This is a genomic window from Pseudomonas triclosanedens (assembly GCF_026686735.1).
Taxonomy (GTDB): domain Bacteria; phylum Pseudomonadota; class Gammaproteobacteria; order Pseudomonadales; family Pseudomonadaceae; genus Pseudomonas; species Pseudomonas triclosanedens.
Map to the genome: position 1 here is coordinate 5,703,821 of NZ_CP113432.1, position 18,451 is coordinate 5,722,271.

The 18,451-nt window shown below is 64.6% G+C and carries 12 protein-coding genes; 6 read left to right on the top strand and 6 right to left on the bottom strand.

Features of this window, described 5'->3' with window-relative positions; all coding sequences use genetic code 11:
• The first annotated feature begins 220 nt into the window (after positions 1 to 220).
• Positions 221 to 526: a hypothetical protein gene (locus OU419_RS26425; RefSeq protein ID WP_254476161.1), complete on the top strand. Its 306-nt coding sequence runs from the start codon at positions 221 to 223 to the stop codon at positions 524 to 526.
• 110 nt (positions 527 to 636) lie between these two features.
• Here the strand turns inward: OU419_RS26425 and estP are convergent, their stop codons facing one another.
• The 5 genes from estP to thiI all read right to left on the bottom strand — a co-directional run bounded on the left by estP (position 637) and on the right by thiI (position 11,350).
• Entirely contained in the window at positions 637 to 2,544 is a 1,908-nt protein-coding gene (gene estP / locus OU419_RS26430) for an esterase EstP (RefSeq protein WP_254476160.1), read from the bottom strand.
• A 104-nt stretch (positions 2,545 to 2,648) separates the two neighbouring features.
• Positions 2,649 to 4,010, bottom strand: coding sequence for a DUF3999 domain-containing protein (locus OU419_RS26435; protein ID WP_254476159.1), 1,362 nt, complete (start codon positions 4,008 to 4,010; stop codon positions 2,649 to 2,651).
• Entirely contained in the window at positions 4,007 to 7,687 is a 3,681-nt protein-coding gene (locus OU419_RS26440; protein WP_254476158.1) for a DUF2339 domain-containing protein, read from the bottom strand. Before OU419_RS26440 ends, OU419_RS26435 begins: the two co-directional genes overlap by 4 nt.
• A gap of 219 nt (positions 7,688 to 7,906) precedes the next feature.
• On the bottom strand, positions 7,907 to 9,727 hold the full coding sequence (typA, locus tag OU419_RS26445; protein WP_254476156.1) for a translational GTPase TypA: 1,821 nt from the start codon (positions 9,725 to 9,727) through the stop codon (positions 7,907 to 7,909).
• A gap of 168 nt (positions 9,728 to 9,895) precedes the next feature.
• On the bottom strand, positions 9,896 to 11,350 hold the full coding sequence (thiI, locus tag OU419_RS26450; RefSeq protein WP_254476154.1) for a tRNA uracil 4-sulfurtransferase ThiI: 1,455 nt from the start codon (positions 11,348 to 11,350) through the stop codon (positions 9,896 to 9,898).
• 329 nt (positions 11,351 to 11,679) lie between these two features.
• Here thiI and glnA point away from each other — a divergent pair, with 329 nt between their 5' ends.
• The gene (gene glnA / locus OU419_RS26455) at positions 11,680 to 13,089 is read left to right on the top strand and encodes a glutamate--ammonia ligase (protein ID WP_254476152.1); all 1,410 of its coding nucleotides are present in this window, start codon (positions 11,680 to 11,682) and stop codon (positions 13,087 to 13,089) included.
• A gap of 121 nt (positions 13,090 to 13,210) precedes the next feature.
• Positions 13,211 to 13,618, top strand: a complete 408-nt coding sequence (locus OU419_RS26460; RefSeq protein WP_254476150.1) for a hypothetical protein — start codon at positions 13,211 to 13,213, stop codon at positions 13,616 to 13,618.
• A 19-nt stretch (positions 13,619 to 13,637) separates the two neighbouring features.
• Here OU419_RS26460 and OU419_RS26465 read toward each other — a convergent pair whose 3' ends face one another.
• Entirely contained in the window at positions 13,638 to 15,878 is a 2,241-nt protein-coding gene (locus tag OU419_RS26465) for a mechanosensitive ion channel family protein (protein ID WP_254476148.1), read from the bottom strand.
• Between the two features lie 171 nt (positions 15,879 to 16,049).
• Between OU419_RS26465 and OU419_RS26470 the strand changes: the two genes are divergently transcribed.
• From OU419_RS26470 to glnL, 3 genes are all read left to right on the top strand, one after another.
• Positions 16,050 to 16,604, top strand: a complete 555-nt coding sequence (locus OU419_RS26470) for a DUF4124 domain-containing protein (RefSeq protein WP_254476147.1) — start codon at positions 16,050 to 16,052, stop codon at positions 16,602 to 16,604.
• A gap of 2 nt (positions 16,605 to 16,606) precedes the next feature.
• The gene (locus OU419_RS26475; protein ID WP_254476144.1) at positions 16,607 to 17,170 is read left to right on the top strand and encodes a DUF4124 domain-containing protein; all 564 of its coding nucleotides are present in this window, start codon (positions 16,607 to 16,609) and stop codon (positions 17,168 to 17,170) included.
• Between the two features lie 202 nt (positions 17,171 to 17,372).
• Positions 17,373 to 18,449, top strand: a complete 1,077-nt coding sequence (glnL, locus tag OU419_RS26480) for a nitrogen regulation protein NR(II) (protein WP_254476142.1) — start codon at positions 17,373 to 17,375, stop codon at positions 18,447 to 18,449.
• The last annotated feature ends 2 nt before the right edge of the window (positions 18,450 to 18,451 follow it).

An 18,451-nucleotide genomic window follows, 5' to 3' on the forward strand; every position in this document is an offset into this window, starting at 1 on the left:
CAGTCTAAAAGCGCAAGGGCCTGGCGGGGTAACAGCGGGGTATTACGGGCTGTCGTCTCGCAGGAGTGACGGCGGCTCGCGCCTTCAGCTTGTTCGTCCTCCGCAGACTCCGGTCTGGTATAACTCCGCGAAGACTGGCGGCGCGGCGATCATGGCGCTAGCGGCTCCGACTCAGCTTGCAAGGCAAAGGATTTCTCGTGGAGCAAAGGGAGACAGGCAGGTGCTGGACTTCATATTTGTCATGACGCCGTTCTTCCTGGCTGTCTGGCTTGTCCTCAAGGACTCGCCCGACCTTTTGTTGCCAAGCAGAAACGACCCCGTCTGGGCGAAGTTCGCCGGGTTGAGCTTCATCCTGTTTGGAGCCTCGATGTTTCTCCGCCTGGCACTTCTTGGCAGGCAGTTGCCCGCCGGCAAATACACCATGCGCCTGATGACGACAGGTCAGACCCTGGGGTTCTGCCTGTTCATGGTGGCAATCGGTGCCCTTGTCCTGTTCGCTCACAAGCTTTCCTCGAAGAGACGATAGGGCGGCAAGTCGTATCCTCAGGTACGCCGCCGCCCCTCTTATCCCTCGCGAAAAGACCTGGAGAGATGGGTAATGCCTGACTCCAGGCCTTGCCCATCCTCCCGTACCGATCAGAAGTCCAGGCTCAGCGCCAGGCTCACACCCTGTTGCAGGTCGTCATCGCTGCGATGCGCGCTGTAACCGCCGCGCAACGACAGCTCTGGAGTGAGCTTCTGCGAGAAGCCCAGTGCCAGGCGTTGCAGGTGGCTCTGCGGGGTGTAGCCCTGCAGGGTGAAGCCGTTGGCCGGCAGGCTGGTGAAGTTCATGCCGATGTTCTGGGTGTCGTCGGCATACTCGCGTTCCACTGCCACCTCACCGAACAACTGGGTTTCACTGGACAGGTCCAGCTTGCCCTGCAAGCCCACACCCAGACGGCGGGAATAGCGATTCTGCTCATCGTAGGCGAGCGACGCCGACTCGGCGCCATCCTCGCTGTAGCCATCGACCTTGACCCGCGCCCAGTCGGCGCTGACGAACGGCGACAGGTGCCAGTTCTCACCGCCCTGCGCGATGTCGTAGCCAAGGCGGCCGCTGAAGGCGAGCAAGTTGCCGTCGGTGTCGCCCTTCTCTTCGATGGTCTGATCGATGATGGCGAACTTGCGGTTGGCGTCGTCGTAGTCGAGGTAGCCACCGGTCACCGACGCATCCGCCCACCAACGGTTCTGCTGGTATTGCACGAACAGGCTGCCGAGATAGCTGTTGAGCTTGTAGTCGGAGTCTTCCGGGCCCGCCTCCAGCTTCTGCCGGTAGAAGCCGGCGGCGGCGCCGACGCGCCAGGCATCGTCGATGCGGTAGCTGCCACCCAGGGTCAGGTTGTAGCCGAAGCCATCGCCGTCGGCAGCGCTGTCCTGGTCGTCATAATCCAGATGCTGACCGCCACCGGTGATGAAGCCGCGCCACTGGCCGACGTTCTGCCAGTTCCCCCAATCCGCCAGCCACTGGCTGCGCAGTTCGTCCTGGTAGGCGTTGTAGGTGCCGATGGCCATTTCCGGCAGCAGCGAGACTTCCCACGGCGCCGACAGTACCGAGTAGGCGTAATCGGCGATCAGGCGCTGGCCGGCGATGGTCGGGTGCACGCCATCGTTGAAGATCAGCTTGGTCGGATCGGGCGTCGCACTGTGGCGGCCGTAGAGCGGGTTCTCCGGGCAACTGTTGCCGCTGAAGCAGGTGCCCACCAGATTGGTGCCGGTAGCCAGGCCGAAGGCGCCTGGATCGGACAGCACTTCCTTGAACATCAGCGGGATGTTCAGCGGAATGACGTTGGCGCCGGTCGCCGCCAGTTGGGTGGACAGTTGCTCGTTGAAGATGCCGCTGAGCTGGGTGCCGAAAGGCTGCAGCACAGTGCCGTTGGTAGCCGGAGTCAGCCCCAGGTCAGGCAGCAGCCAGACCATAATGTAGCGCGCACCGGCGTGATTCAGAGCCTGGACGCTGTCCACCAGGCGCCCGGCAGCAGCACCGGCGCTGGCCGCGTCGAGGATTTTCCCCTGAAGGAAGTCGTTGCCGCCGCCAGTGAGGTAATAGAGCGCGTTCGGGTCGGCACGGCGCCCTACCAGATATCCGTCACGGCTGCGGGTACTGCCGCTGGCGCTGACCACCGAGCCGCCCGGCGCGGTGATGGAGTCGTATATCTGGTCGGTACGGTAGCCACCCACTGCCCAGTTGTTGCCGTCCTGTGTACCGGCGACCAGTGAGGTAGAGGGATTGAGGTCGCTGGAGGCGATGCCCAGCTTGCTGCCGAGAAGCATCGGCGCCGTCGGGCCGAAAACCTCGCCGCTGCCGTCCAGGTAGGTCGGGCCGATGCGATTGGTGAAGCGCGTGGTCGCGCCGGCCGGACCACCGGCGTCGGGGAACTGGCCCGAGTCGCTCAGGCTGTCGCCGAACACAACCATTGTCGAATAGGGCGAGGGGGCCGCCGCAGCCTGCGAAGCAATTGCCAGTACGCAAGCCGCCGCCAGCGGGGTGAGCGCCTGTCTGATCATTCTGCTACTCCGTGCTTGTTTTTATTGGGTGGTCAGAACGCCATGACAGTAGCAGAGTTTGCCCGCGCAGCACCCCTATCCTGCCGCCATGTTCGTGAAACCGGTCAACCCTGCTGCCGATCGCCGCGCAGCAGACTCACCGCCATCAGCCCCAGCAGGGCAACACCGGCCAGCAGTAGCGCCCAAAGGCCGTAGCGTTTCCAGCGCCCATCGGACTTCGCCTCCACCGTGGGAGCAGCCGCGTTCCGCGTCTGTAGCGCGCCCTTGAGGCGCGCTTCGCCCATACCCGAAAGGCGCTTGGCGTCGAAGCCGGGCACCAGGGTGCCCAGCGGCAGGCTGCCATCGGCGACCGCGGTGCTGCCAATCGCCAGTTGATAGGGCTCGCCACCCCGCGCGAGGAACACCACCTCGGTGGCACGCACGCCCACGCTGAGGTTCGCCGTCAAACCACCCAGCCCGCCGCCACGGGAGTCCGGCTGCAGGCGCAACTGGCTGACCGCCGTACCCGGCAGCGTCAGTTCCTCCTGGGTGATCTCACCGCCCTCTCCCGGCAGGCGATAGAGCACGCCGCGGGCCAGCGGCGTCCACTGCACATTGCCGTCGCGGCGGCCGGAGAGCATCACCGGCGCCAGCGTGTTCGCCTGCTCCAGCGGAATCCGCACCCGCTCCACCGGCAGCGCCAGCGGCAGACTCCAACTGAATTCGCCCTGTGCGCCAGCCTTGGCCGCCAGCGGCTCCGACCACAGCATCGGAATCGGGCCGGTGCTGCTGCGGCTGCCGCTCAGGGTCGCGCCAACCAGTTGCGCGGCCTGTTCCGGCGACTCCCACCACAGGCGCAGGTAGCGCGCCGACTCGCCAGGCAACGCAATGTCGTTCTGCTCGATGCGCTGGCCGTTGAAATCCAGCCGCGCCAATTGCCCCTCGCCCAGCGAGCGCCAGTGTTCCAGATCGTCACTGGCCTCGATGCGCAGACGCTGGAAGCCATCGGCATCAGCCGTCCAGTCGAGTTGCAGGCGATCCAGCGGCAGGTCACCCGCGCCGGTTTCCAGCAACCAGCCACGCAGGACTTCCTGCTTGTCTGGCGCAGGCGCAGCCGGGGTGATTTCCAGAATGGTGCCCGCGGTGCTGCGCACCACTTTCACGCTATCCGCCGCAGCACTGCCACTGCGCCCCCGCAGCGGGAAGATGCGCGCCTGCACCTCGCTGCGCACCAGCTTCTCGCTGGCGGAGGTCGTGCGCAGGCTGTAGGGCAGCGCCTCGCCGTCGGCATTGAACACCCGCAGGTCGCGCAGGTCGCCATTGCGGGCGGCGAAGAGCACGTCGATGGGCAGTTGCAGGCGATACCACGGACCGTTGCCGGAGACCTCCAGTGGCACCCGGCTGGCGAAGTCCGCCGGTGTTGGCGAGGCGACCGCAAGGCCGGAGAGCAGGCATCCAGCCAGCAGGGCTAGGGGGTTCAGCTTCATGCGGAAGGTTGCTCCTGTTCCGATTCGGTGGCCGGCCGACGGGGTGGCATCGGCGCGAAATAGCCGACGATCAGCATGAGCACGCCGACGCCGATGAAGGAAATAATGCGCTCCAGCCCACCGCTGTTGCTGCGGTCGACGAGGAGCAGCTTGATCACCACGACCACCAGCAGGACTACGCCAACCAGCCAGAAATCCCGGCGTCCGCGCAAATGGCCGGCGATCATCAGCCCCAGCGCGATCAGCGCCCAGACGATGGACAACCCGGCCTGCACCAGCATCGAGTCGCGCAGCGAGTCGAGCTCGAACGGCACGCCGCCCCAATGGTGCGCGGTACGGCAGACCGCCAGGGTTAGCAGGGCGAACAGCGAAGCTCCCAGCACCGCCTGCACCGGCAGGCGCAGACGGTTCTCCGGCAAGCCCAACTGCGGCAGGCCCAGGCGCGTCCACTGGAAGATCGCCGCCAGCACGATCAGCATGCCCAGCTCCAGCGGGTTGAGCAGCGGCAGGTACGGCAGCGGTTCGGCCGAGCCGTCGCTGAACAGGTTGACCAGCCAGAACCAGCCGAGCAGGACCGCCGCCACCGGCACGGCCGCGATGGCACGGTACTCGCGCGTATAGGCCGCCACCGGCCAGGGCAGGCGCGGGACGCCGCCCATCAGGATCAGGTAGAGGCTCGGCACCAGCGCCCAGCCCAGCCAGCGCCAGGCGTTGTAGTGCTCGGCCAGGGCGAAGAACAGGTAGCGCAACTCCAGCGCCAGCACGCCGAGAATCAACCAGCAGCCCAGGACATGCGCCGCTCGCACGGCAATGGAGGGCAGCAGCGAATCGAGCCGACGCATCGCCAGCAGGTGCACCGCGAACACTGCCGTCCAGCCCAGCCAACCCAGTTGCGCCAACGGGTGGTATTCCAGGCTCCAGGCACTCGCCAGGGCGGCGATGGCCAGCGGCAGCAGGGCCAGGCACAGCAAGGCCAGCGCGCGCCACTGCTCGCGCAGGGCGAGCAGCGCCCAGAGCGCCACGCTGACCGCCGCCGCCAGCAGCGCCACGTGCTCGCGCAGACCGGCCGGGACGAAGCGTGCGATCTCCCACACCGCGGTCAGCGCCCACCAGCCGGCGCCCCATACCAGCAACAGTTGCGACAAGCGCTCCAGGTCAAGCCCGCCCACGGCCAGCGTGCGCTCCCGGGCGCTGGCGCGGTGCAGTCGCCAGGCACCGGCCAGGGCGGCCAACGCCAGCACCGCCGGCGTCCAGAAACCCATGTGCGCCAGCGGCTTCAAACCCTCGCCGGGCAGGTCGCCAAACAGTGTCGAACCGCCCAACAGGAAGGCGCCGGCACCGATCACCTGCAGCGCCAGGCCGAAGATGAACGCAGTACGCTGCTGCAACTGCAGGCTCAACCAGAGGATAAGCAGGCCGCTGCCACCCCACACCGCCGCCGCGGTACGCCACGGCAGCACGAAGAGCACGGCGAGGTTGACGAAGACCAGCCCCAGCAGCAGGACCACGGTGAGGCCCAGCATCAGCCGGCGATCATCGCGCACCATCGAATCGCGCGCGGCGATGAGCATGCCGGCGATCAGCGCCAGTCCCACCAGCGAGGCGGTCACCAGTCCGCGCCAGCCGGAACCGAGCACGCTGCCTCCGGCTTCGGCGCCGTGCAGGTTCAGCAGGAACACCACACCGCCCAGCAACTGCACCGCGAAAGCGCACGCCAGGAAGGTACGCGAGCGCAGGCGCAGACCGGCGAACAGGGTCGCCAGCCCGGCCAGCGACCAGACGATGACCGTCCCTTCGACACCCAGGCACAGCGGCGCGATGAGATAGAGGAAGGCCAGGCCGAACGCCGCCAGCACCGGGCGGCATGTCGGCTCCCAGCCGCGCAGCGTCTGCGCCTCGGTACGCCGCAGATTCCAGAAGCTGAACAGCAGCGCCGCGCCGAGCATCAATGCGCCCAGCGGCGCACCTTCGAGCAGGTGGACGGACTGCGGGTCGATGCGCAGGCCGGCGAGGAACGCCAGCGCCGCACCCGCCTGCAACAGCAGCGCGAAGATGCGCGCCAGCGGCCGCTGCTGGCGCAGGCCGAGCCAGTAGATGCCGGCACCCTCCACCGCCCAGGCGGCAGACGTCCAGCGAGCATCGAGACCCAGCGGAATCGCCAGGGTGCCGAACACCACCCCCAGCGCCAGGCACGTTTCCACCAGCAGCAGAGCTCTGCCGGCAGTACGGCCAGCCAGCAGGCGCGCAAGAATCATGTAGAACAGGCCGATTGCCAATGCGCTGAACGCGGGGCCGAACTCCAGATGGCGGATCACCGCGTACTGCAGACCGAAGCCGACTAGCGGTGTGCCGAACAGTACGGTGCCGTCGACGTAGTCGGTCTGCCGCGCTGACCAGCGCAGTAGTGCTTCGCGCGTGTCGTCGCGGGGCGTACCGGTCGCTTCGCGCAGACGGCGGCGGGCGAACAGCAGGCCGATGGCGACGTAGGTGAGGAAGAACAGGATCAGGAACGGCTCGGTGCTGGCGAACAGTTCCGGAATGTAGGAACGCAGCCCCCAGGCAAGGCCGATGCCGAAGGTGCCGAAGAAGCCGATCAGATTGAGCATCCGCCACGCCTTGAACCAGGCGATGGCGAAGATGCCGGCGTTGAGCAGGGCGAAATAGCTGAACAGCGCAACGTGGTTACCGCCGCCGGACGACGCCAGAATCGGCGCGGCGAAGCCGCCCAGAGCGGCGGCGGCAGCGAGGCCCAGGGCATCCTGGAGAATCGCCAGAATCGCTGAAAACAGCGTGACCGCCACCAGCAGGATGAAACCCGCGCTCGGATCGATCAGCACTTCGCCGTGGTTCATCGCCGGGTACAGCTTGATGCCGGCGAACACCGTCAGGTAGAGCACCGCGATACCAGTGCCCTGCAGGATCAGCGCATAGGCCGTGCGCCGATGGCGCAGCCACCAGCCCAGGCCGAGCAGCACCAGTGCCGCCGCAGCGGTACCGATGTAGGGCCCCTGTGGCGGCATGGTCATGCCTTCGGTGGCGTAGCGCAGCAGGAATGCCAGCCCCAGGAACAGCAGCACCACTCCGACCCGCAGGACGGTATTACCACCGAACAGCCAGCCACGCGCGGCGGCGAAGGCTCGCTCGAACAGAGACGGAGCCGGCGGCTTGCGCGGCGGCGCCGGCGGCACGCTGGGGGTGATCGGCGGCTCGGTTGCGGGCTCGGCCTGTTCGGCCTGCGCCGGACGGGTTTCCAGAGGTTCGAGGGCGAGATCGGACCACTCGATGGTTGGTTCGGCAGCGGTAGCGGGCGGTGGTGCAGGAGCGGGCAGCTCGATATCCCAGTCCAGGGCGGACACATCGCCTTCGGCAGCCCGTGGCGGCGGGGCGCTGGTGGCTGTCGGCGTGACGGGAATGTCAGGCGGGACGGAGGGCGGCGTCTCCGTGGAACGGCGCTCGACCTGCAGCAGCCGCTCGTAGAGCGCCTGGGTGCCTTGCTCGAAGCGCGCAGAGAACGCCTTCAGTTCCTTGCGCAGCGCCGCATTCTGCTGCTGCACCATGTGCAGACCGATGGCCTGCCCCAGCGCAAGGCCGAGAGCCGCGCCCAGTACCGCGCCGGTGATCGACTCGCCTGCGGCGGCACCGATGACGAGACCGACCAGCATGAAGATCCATTGCATGCGTTCGAATCCTTGATGATCTGTACGAATCCATCCCGGCCCTGACGGGCCCTGCCTGGCAACCGAGTATATCGACAGGGCTCAATAAGGCACTGTCCGATCTCACAGGCACGAATACTCTGACGAATAATGAGGAACTTCGGACACAGCCTGCCGTTTTCCATTTCCGAAAACGAAGAAGCCGGGCTAATGCCCGGCTTCTTCATGCGACCGATCGAATCAGACCTTGGCGCGCTCGTAGCGCTTGCGGTCGTTCTCGTTCAGCAGCTTCTTGCGCAGACGGATGGACTTCGGAGTCACTTCCACCAGCTCGTCGTCGTCGATGAACTCCAGAGCCTGTTCCAGGGTGAACTTCAGCGCCGGGGTCAGCTGGATGGTTTCGTCCTTGCCCGAAGCACGCATGTTGTCGAGCTTCTTGGCCTTGGTGGGGTTGATCACCAGGTCGTTGTCGCGGCTGTGGATGCCGGCCAGCTGGCCCTCATAGACCTCGTCGCCCGGAGACAGGAACAGCTTGCCGCGGTCCTGCAGGGTTTCCAGGGAGTAGGTCAGCGCGGTGCCGGTGGCCATGGAGACCAGCACGCCGTTCAGGCGGTGGGCAACGTCGCCGGCCTTGATCGGACCGTAGTGGTCGAAGGTCGAAGTCAGGATGCCAGTGCCCGAGGTCATGGTCAGGAAGGCGTTACGGAAGCCGATCAGGCCGCGAGCCGGGATCACGTATTCCAGGCGGATACGGCCCTTGCCGTCGGGGATCATGTTGGTCATGTCGCCCTTGCGCAGACCCATCTGCTCCATCACCGGACCCTGATGCTGTTCCTCGATGTCGATGGTGACGTTCTCATACGGCTCCTGCTTCTCGCCGTCGGCGTTCTCGATGATCACCACTTCCGGGCGGCCCACGGCCAGCTCGAAGCCTTCACGGCGCATGGTTTCGATCAGAACCGACAGGTGCAGCTCACCACGGCCGGAAACCTTGAACTTCTCCGGGGAATCGCCCTGCTCGACGCGCAGCGCCACGTTGTGCAGCAGTTCCTTGTCCAGACGCTCCTTGATGTTGCGGCTAGTGACGAACTTGCCTTCGCGGCCGGCGAACGGCGAGTCGTTAACCTGGAAGGTCATGCTCACGGTCGGCTGGTCGACGGTCAGCGGCGGGCGGGCCTCGACGTGCTGCGGGTCGCACAGGGTGTCGGAGATGAACAGCTCGTCCATGCCCGAAACGCAGACGATGTCGCCGGCTTCGGCTTCGGCAACTTCAACGCGCTGCAGGCCGGAGTGACCCATGATCTTGAGGATACGGCCGTTGCGCTTGGTGCCGTCGTCGCTGATAGCGACCACCGGGGTGTTGGTCTTGACCTTGCCGCGGGCGATACGACCGATCCCGATTACGCCGAGGAAGCTGTTGTAGTCCAGCTGGGAGATCTGCATCTGGAACGGACCGTCGACGTCGACCTGGGGAACCGGTACGTGGTCGATGATCGCCTGGAACAGCGCGTCCATGTTGTCGTCCATCTTCTCGTGGTCCATGCCGGCGATGCCGTTCAGGGCACTGGCGTAGACGATCGGGAAGTCCAGTTGCTCGTCGGTGGCGCCCAGGTTGTCGAACAGGTCGAAGATCTGGTCGATCACCCAGTCAGGGCGCGCGCCCGGACGGTCGATCTTGTTCACCACCACGATCGGACGCAGACCGGCCTTGAAGGCCTTCTGGGTCACGAAGCGGGTCTGCGGCATGGGGCCGTCCTGGGCGTCGACCACCAGCAGCACGGAGTCCACCATCGACATCACGCGCTCTACCTCGCCGCCGAAGTCGGCGTGGCCGGGGGTGTCTACGATGTTGATGTTGTAGTCATTCCATTTGATGGCGGTGTTCTTCGCCAGAATGGTGATGCCACGCTCCTTTTCCTGGTCGTTGGAGTCCATCACGCGCTCGTTTTCCGCTTCTTTGCGGTCGAGGGTGCCGGACAGCTTCAGCAGCTTGTCGACGAGGGTGGTCTTGCCATGGTCGACGTGGGCGATGATGGCGATATTGCGCAGTTTTTCGATCACAGTGTCAGTCTCGATAGTGAATCTTCGGCTGCCGTCGGGCAGCGGGGGCCGGGCCTTGGCGCGGCGGTGCAAAGGGTCGGGGCGCGAGCCTACGCACCGAATGTGTCGGGTGGTCGATGGCGGATGCTGCCGCCGAACAGTCCGGGCTGGCGGCGTTGATCCGCACCTTTATTCCGGACGGTAAACACGCACATTGGTGTGTCCTTCGTTGACCAGGTGGTGAGCGTGCAGGCGACTCATCACACCCTTGTCGCAATACAGGAGGTACTGGCGGTTGGGGTCCAGTTCCTTGAACTTGCTGTTGATCGCGTAGAACGGCATGGGCAGCACTTCGATGCCTTCCAGTTCCAGCGGTTCATCGTCCTGGGCATCCGGGTGCCGGATGTCGACCACGATCTGCCCCGGCAGCACTTCGCCGACCATTTCCACCGGCAGGTCCTTGCCCAGTTCGTCGATCACACGATCGACGGTCATCTGGGTGGAGCGCTCCAGGGCGCGGTCCAGCACGGCCATGTCGAACTTGGATTCTTCGTGATCGACGCGGTAAGGCTTGGCCTGGGTAGTCGGGTTCACCGAGATCACGCCGCAGTACTCGGGCATGTGCTTGGCGAACTCGGCGGTGCCGATCTTCGTCGCGGTGTCGATGATGTCCTGCTTGTGGCTGACGATCAGCGGGCGCAGGACCAGGGTGTCGGTCACCCGGTCGATCACCGAGAGATTCGGCAGGGTCTGGCTGGAAACCTGGGAAATCGCCTCGCCGGTCACCAGCGCGTTGAGCTCCAGGCGCTCGGCCACGCGGCTGGCGGCGCGCAGCATCATGCGCTTGAGCGTCACGCCCATGTAGCTGTCGTCGACCTTGGTGAGAATCTCGCCGACCACTTCCTCGAACGGCACGCTGACGAACAGCACACGCTGGGAACGACCGAACTTCTCCCACAGGTAGTGGGCCACTTCCATCACGCCCAACTCATGGGCGCGGCCACCGAGGTTGAAGAAGACGAAGTGGCTGATCATGCCGCGGCGCATCATCTGGTAGGCCGCCACGGTGGAGTCGAAACCACCGGACATCAGCACCAGCACCTGCTCCAGAGCCCCCAGAGGATAGCCGCCCAGGCCCGGATGCTGGGCGTGGATCACGTAGAGGCGGTCATGGCGGATTTCGATGCGCACTTCCACTTCCGGGTTCTTCAGCGACACACCGGCCGCGCCGCAGTGCTGGCGCAGGCCACCGCCGACGTAGCGCTCGACGTCGATGGAGGTAAAGGGATGCTTGCCGGCGCGCTTGCAGCGCATGGAGAAGACCTTGCCCGGCAGCTTGTCGCCGAAGTGGGTCTTGCACTTCTCCAGGATGTCGTCGAAGTCCCCCAGCGGGTACTCGTGCACCTCCAGGAAGTGGCCGATGCCCGGCGTACAGGTCAGGCGCTCGATCATTTCGCGCAGGACCTTGGGATCGGCAACCCGGGTCTCGACCTCGAGGTTGTCCCACTCGCCTTCGACCAGCAGTTCGGGATCGAGGTCGCGGAGCACCGTGCGAATATTCTTCGCCAGCTGGCGGATGAAGCGCTTGCGCACCGGCCTGCTCTTGATGGTGATTTCCTGGAAGACCTTGACGATGAGTTTCATGCGAACCGGGCGAAAGCCATTGGAGAGAAAAAAAGGGGCAAGATTATATCTGAAATTGCTCAAGACTTGAGCAGATTTCGGCGAGATTCTTTCGAGTGCACCAAAGTGGACGAGTGCACCATGACCAAGCACCGAAACGGTGCACAATTGCCGTGCAATTCCCTGTCATGCGCGCCGAAGGCCCTGATTTACGGGCTTCTGCACGTTTGCGGGCACTGGCACGCAACTTGCTCCCTTGTGAGGCAGGTTGCCCTGGCTGAGTATTCACGCCCGGCATCATCCGTTACTGGGGTACGAACCCTCAGACTCAAACCCTCCTGGAGGACAGCATGGCGTACAAGTCGCAACAACTGATCAAAGACCACGATGTGAAGTGGGTTGACCTGCGCTTCACCGACACCAAAGGCAAGCAGCAGCACGTCACCATGCCGGCCCGCGACGCCCTGGACGATGACTTCTTCGAAGCTGGCAAGATGTTCGACGGTTCCTCCATCGCCGGCTGGAAAGGCATCGAAGCCTCCGACATGATCCTGCTCCCGGACGACAGCACCGCCGTGCTCGATCCGTTCACCGAAGAGCCGACCCTGATCCTGGTCTGCGACATCATCGAGCCGAGCACCATGCAAGGCTACGAGCGCGACCCGCGCAACATCGCCAAGCGCGCCGAGGAATACCTGAAGTCCACCGGTATCGGCGACACCGTATTCGTTGGCCCGGAGCCGGAGTTCTTCATCTTCGACGAAGTGAAGTTCAAGTCCGACATCTCCGGCTCGATGTTCAAGATCTTCTCCGAGCAGGCTTCCTGGAACACCGACGCCGACATCGAGACCGGCAACAAAGGTCACCGTCCGGGCGTTAAAGGCGGCTACTTCCCGGTACCGCCGGTCGACCACGACCACGAAATCCGTACCGCCATGTGTAATGCCCTGGAAGAAATGGGCCTGACCGTGGAAGTTCACCACCACGAAGTGGCCACCGCCGGCCAGAACGAGATCGGTGTGAAGTTCAACACCCTCGTTGCCAAGGCTGACGAAGTGCAGACCCTGAAGTACTGCATCCACAACGTGGCCGACGCCTACGGCAAGACCGTGACCTTCATGCCCAAGCCCCTGTATGGCGACAACGGCTCGGGCATGCACGTGCACATGTCCATCTCCAAGGATGGCAAGAACACCTTCGCTGGCGAAGGCTATGCCGGCCTGTCCGACACCGCCCTGTACTTCATCGGCGGCATCATCAAGCACGGCAAGGCCCTGAACGGCTTCACCAACCCGGCCACCAACTCCTACAAGCGTCTGGTTCCGGGCTTCGAAGCTCCGGTGATGCTGGCCTACTCGGCTCGCAACCGTTCCGCCTCGATCCGTATCCCGTACGTATCCAGCCCCAAAGCCCGCCGTATCGAAGCGCGCTTCCCGGACCCGGCTGCCAACCCCTACCTGTGCTTCGCCGCACTGCTGATGGCTGGCCTGGACGGCATCCAGAACAAGATTCACCCCGGCGATGCCGCCGACAAGAACCTGTACGACCTGCCGCCGGAAGAGGCGAAGGAAATCCCGCAGGTTTGCGGCAGCCTGAAAGAAGCGCTGGAAGAACTTGACAAGGGCCGCGCGTTCCTGACCAAGGGCGGCGTGTTCACCGACGAGTTCATCGATGCCTACATCGAGCTGAAGTCGGAAGAAGAAATCAAGGTGCGCACCTTCGTGCACCCGCTGGAATACGACCTGTACTACAGCGTCTGATCCACGAATACCTATAAATAGCGGCACCATTAAGGCCTCCTGCGGGAGGCCTTTTTTATTGCCCGAGGATCGTGCCAGCGGCTAGAGTCCGAGCGACAGCTACCGAAGGAAAGGACTTCCCATGCGCTCGCCCACCTGGCTTCTCCCCCTGCTCTTCCTCGCTCTGCCCGCCTATGCCCTGACTGACTGCAACGACGTGCACGACCGCGACATGCGGCGCATGTGCGAGGCGGTGAAGAACGGCACCGTCTCCGACTGCAACAGCATCGGCGATCGCGATCTGCGGCGTTACTGCGAGGCGAAAGTCGCACCGGACAACGGCCGAACCGACTGCAGCGATATCCACGATCGCGACACCAGCCGGCAGTGCCAGGCCATCGTCACCAACAACCCTGGCGACTGCGAAAGCATCGATGATCGCGACATGCGCCGCACCTGCCGGGCCATGACCAACGGCACCGCCGCGGATTGCGAAAGCATTGATGACCGCGACCTGCGCCGCACCTGCCGGGCGCTGAAGTCGCCATGAGGTTGTAGCGGCGCGGCCCCTAGACTCCGCCGTCTGCCGGCTCGCCGCGCTCCCGGTCGTCCTCGTGCCGCCCCGTGCGCATGCGCGAAAGCTGCACGTTAAGGCGCGGCATCGACAGTTCCAGCCCCGCCTTGTCCAGCTTCTGGCGCAGGCGCAGGTTGAATGCGCGCTGCACTTCCCACTGGCGAATCGGCGCCGTCTTCAAACGGAAACGCAAGATCGCCTGGCCGTTGTCGAAGCTCTCGACACCCTGCATCTCCAGCGCCGACCACATGGCTCGGTTGATATTGCGGTCTCCGCGCAGGTCGCGGGTGACTTCATGGACCAGCGCCACCGCATCGTCGATCGGCATGCTGGCCGGCACCGGCCAGCGGAACATCGCGTAACCGAACTCGCGTGAGTAGTTCTTGATGCTCTTGATCTCGCTGAACGGGATGGTGTGCACCACGCCATCCAGGTCGCGCAGGCGCACGGTGCGGATGGTCAGGCCCTCGACGGTACCGAGGTGGCCGCCGACATCCACATAGTCGTCGATGGAAAGCGAATCCTCGATGATGATGAAAAGGCCGGTGATCAGGTCCGCCACCAGCGATTGCGCACCGAAGCCGATGGCCAGGCCGATCACGCCGGCACCGGCGAGCAGCGGTGTGACGTTCATGCCCATGTTGGCCAGGGCGACGATCAGCGCGATCACCGCTATGGTCACGAACAGCACGTTGCGGATCAGCGGCAGCATGGTCAGCGCACGGGTGTTGTTGCGGTTCTTGCCGCCCAGGCCGAGGCTGTGCTGAACCGCCGTGTCGGCGAGGATCCACACCAGCCAGGCCACCAGCAGGGTGGTGCCGAAGCTGATCAGCTTGAGGCTGATCGCCGAACCATCACCCTCGGCGAAGGCGATCAGCGACATGCCCCACACGCGCAGGCCGATTTCCAGGAACACCAGCAGGTTGGCGATGTGCAGCAGGGTGTAGCCGAAACTCTGCAACTGTTCCACGTAAGGTGCGCTGCGGCGCAGGCCGTGACGTGAAGAGCGCAGGTGAGTCCGGCGGATGAGGCCATTGATGGTCATCGCGACCACCGCGATCAGGGCGCACAGCAGTGCGCGGCGCAGCGCGTAGGTGCTGTCGCCCGCGGTGACCACGGTGGCGAACAGTGAAATCCCCACCAGCACCAGCACCGGCAGGAACCACAGCGAGCCGACCAGCTCGACCAGCTCGTGCAGGCCACGCCGCTTGAGGCGTCGCTCCAGCGGCTGGTTGCGGATCAGGTGGGCGACCGGACGGCGGAACTGCAGCACGAACAGCGCAGTGAACAGCGCCGCAAAGATATTCGCCAGCGAGCCCACGCACAGCGCGATGCTCTGTCCGAGGCTCTCGATCACACGCGGGTCGTGCATCACCTCCCCCAGCGACGCCAGGCTGCCGATCAGCCACAACGGCCGGAAGGCACGACGCCGCAGAATATCCAGCGCTCGCGTGCGGTGCGGGCCGCTGAGCAACGACAGGGAAATCACGCACAGGGCGGAGAACAGAGTGCCGCATACCAGCACGTAGGCGATCACCATCGCCACCAGCTTGCCCAACGAACTGGGCAGCACCACCGACAGATATACCGTGATCAGGAATGCCACCAGCCAGGGGCCGAGCTTGCGCAGGGCGAAGAGCAACAGATCGCGGGTCTTGGGGTGCTGTGGCAGTTCATTGGCCAACCCGAAGCGCGTCTGCATGCGCCCCGCCAGCCAGCGCAGGCCAAGCGCCACGCAGGCCCAGAGAACAATGACCGCGGAGAAGTCGAGGACCATCCCCGGCCATTCCTGCCATGACGGCGTACGCGTTTCCATTTCGACGCGCGCCTGCCGGAACAGATCGCTCCAGCGCACCACCGGGCTATTGGCCCCCTCGAACTGCTTCTCCAGGCTGCCCAGGGTGTCGCCGATCAGGCCGAGCACCCCGCCCTGCTCCTCCGTGCTCTTCTTGCTGGCATCGCGCAACTGCTTGAGCTTTTTCAGCAGGTCGGCGCGCTGCTGATCGTTCTCCAGGGTCTTGATGACCTGATCCAGCGACTGCTGCAGTTGCGCTTCACTGACCTTCTCACCGCCACCGGCAACCCCGGCCAGCGGCCCGGGCAACGCCGCCTGTGCGGGCAGGGCGAGCACCAGACCGAGGCTCAGGCAGCACAGCAGCAGGCAATGGCGAATATGGAAACGGAGCAGGTCGATCACGGGCACACCCCAGGACAGATAACGGAACGCTCGGAGCATCATACAGACGCTGATGCCGGTCTCGGACCGGCGATGGGACTGCGTCCTCGCGCAAAAGGTTCGCCGGCAAGCGGCAACGCACACTGTGAGCTGCCATGCTGATTCACAATTGGCAACTTGCCAGCCGCCGTCGGCAATGCAAGGCTTGGCACGATCATCCGGAGACCGCCCATGCGCCTGATTCTCACCGCCCTGCTGCTCGCCGCCACGCTGCCGGCCAGTGCGCAGATCTACAAGTACACCGACGCCAACGGCAAGACGGTGTTCACCAATCAGCCGCCTACCAACGTCGACGCCCAACCAGTGCAACTGCCACCCACCAATACTGTCGGTCCGCAGGGCCCCGCAGGCGGCACCACCCAGGCAGGCATCGACGGCACCGGCAGCCAGGCAGCCGGCTATACCATCCTCGCGCTGAGCAACGTGCCCAACGATGAAGCCTTGCGGGCGAACAACGGCTCGTTCAACGTCGATGTCGTGGTGCAGCCGGCGCTGGAAATGGATCACCAGCTGCAACTGCTGCTGGACGGCCAGCCCTATGGCGCTCCAACCAGGGACACGACCATCGCAATGGACAACATCGATCGTGGCGAACACACCCTCGCCGTGCAGGTTGTCCAGGGCACCCGCGTGATCCAGAGCAGCTCGCCGGTGACCTTCACCCTGCAGCGGATCAGTACCAACAGCCCCGCGCGACCGCAGGTCAAACCGAGGTCGGGCGGCTGAACATGCGTCATCTGGTGATCTTCCTGTTGTCGACGCTGGCCTGCCTGTCAGCCAGCGCCGAGGTCTACACCTACATCGACAAGGACGGCAATCGCGTCTTCACCGACCAGCCCACGCGCAGCAACGCCCAGCGCCTGGAACTGACCCCGACCAACAAGGCCGCGCCGATCATGCCCCGCCCGCTTTACGCTCCGGTGGCCCCCCCGCTGCCGGCGGGCCCGCCCGCCTATCAGTTGCTGCGCATAATCGTGCCGGAGCCCGATGCCACCATCCGCGCCAACGACGGCAAACTGATCGTCTCGGTCACCAGCGACCCCAGCCTGCTTCCCGGCCATCTCTACCGCCTGCTGCTGGATGGCGAACCGGTCGGCGCGCCTGGCCGCAGCCCGGTCTTCCCGCTGGACAACATCGACCGCGGCACTCATCAGTTGTCGGTGGAAATCATCGATACCCTCGGCCGCACGGTGGAGCAGACGCCCGCCCAACCCTTCCACATGTTCCGTGCCGCCTTCGGACAAGTCCCCGCGCCGACCGCGACCCCGCAAGCCAGCGTCGCCTCCCGATGAGAGGTGGCGCCGCCGCTCAATGCACCAATTCGGTGCATATGACTGCACCACTTTCTATACTCTCCCCGTTTTAGGTCACTTCTGGCGGCCTGCGCCTTCGCTTGCGCACTGCATTTCAGCGTCAGGCGCCGAATGGCGCGTCTTTTCAGGGCCTGGTTTGCTTTTTGCATTTTCCGCACAGTCTTGGGACATCTCTTACGCCATGCCTACAGAAACCCAGCTCCGCCTGTTGCTCGACAACCTCACCACGGCGGTAATCCTGCTCAATGCAGAGTTGCGCCTGGAGTACATGAACCCCGCGGCGGAAATGCTGCTGGCAGTCAGCGGGCAGCGCAGTCACGGGCAATTCATCAGCGAACTGTTCACCGAGTCCCCCGAGGCTCTGCAGTCGCTGCGCCAAGCAGTGGAGGAAGCACACCCGTTCACCAAGCGCGAGGCGACCCTGACCTCTCTGACTGGCCAGACCATCACGGTCGACTACGCAGTTACGCCGATCCTCAACCGCCGCGAAACCCTGTTGCTGCTGGAAGTCCATCCGCGCGACCGGCTGATGCGCATCACCAAGGAAGAAGCGCAGCTCTCCAAGCAGGAGACCACCAAACTGCTGGTACGCGGCCTGGCCCACGAAATCAAGAATCCGCTGGGAGGTATTCGCGGCGCGGCGCAGTTGCTTTCCCGCGAGTTGCCGGACGAGGCGCTCAAGGACTACACCAACGTCATCATTGAAGAAGCCGACCGCCTGCGGAACCTGGTGGACCGCATGCTCGGTTCCAACAAACTGCCGCAACTGGCGGTCACCAACATCCACGAAGTGCTGGAACGCGTCTGTAGCCTGGTGGAAGCGGAAACCCAGGGCAGCATTCCGCTGGTGCGCGACTATGACCCGAGCATTCCCGACCTGCTGCTCGACCGCGAACAGATGATCCAGGCCGTACTCAACATCGTGCGCAACGCCATGCAGGCGATCTCCGCGCAGAACGAACTCCGGCTCGGCCGCATCACCCTGCGCACCCGCACCCTTCGCCAGTTCACCATTGGCCACACCCGCCATCGCCTGGTGTGCAAGGTGGAAATCATCGACAACGGCCCGGGCATTCCCGCCGAACTGCAGGACACCATCTTCTATCCGATGGTCAGCGGCCGCGCCGACGGCACCGGGCTCGGATTGGCCATTACCCAGAACATTATCAGCCAGCACCAGGGTTTGATCGAATGCGAGAGCCATCCCGGCCATACCGTATTCAGTCTGTTCCTGCCCCTGGAACAAGGAGTGCATTGACC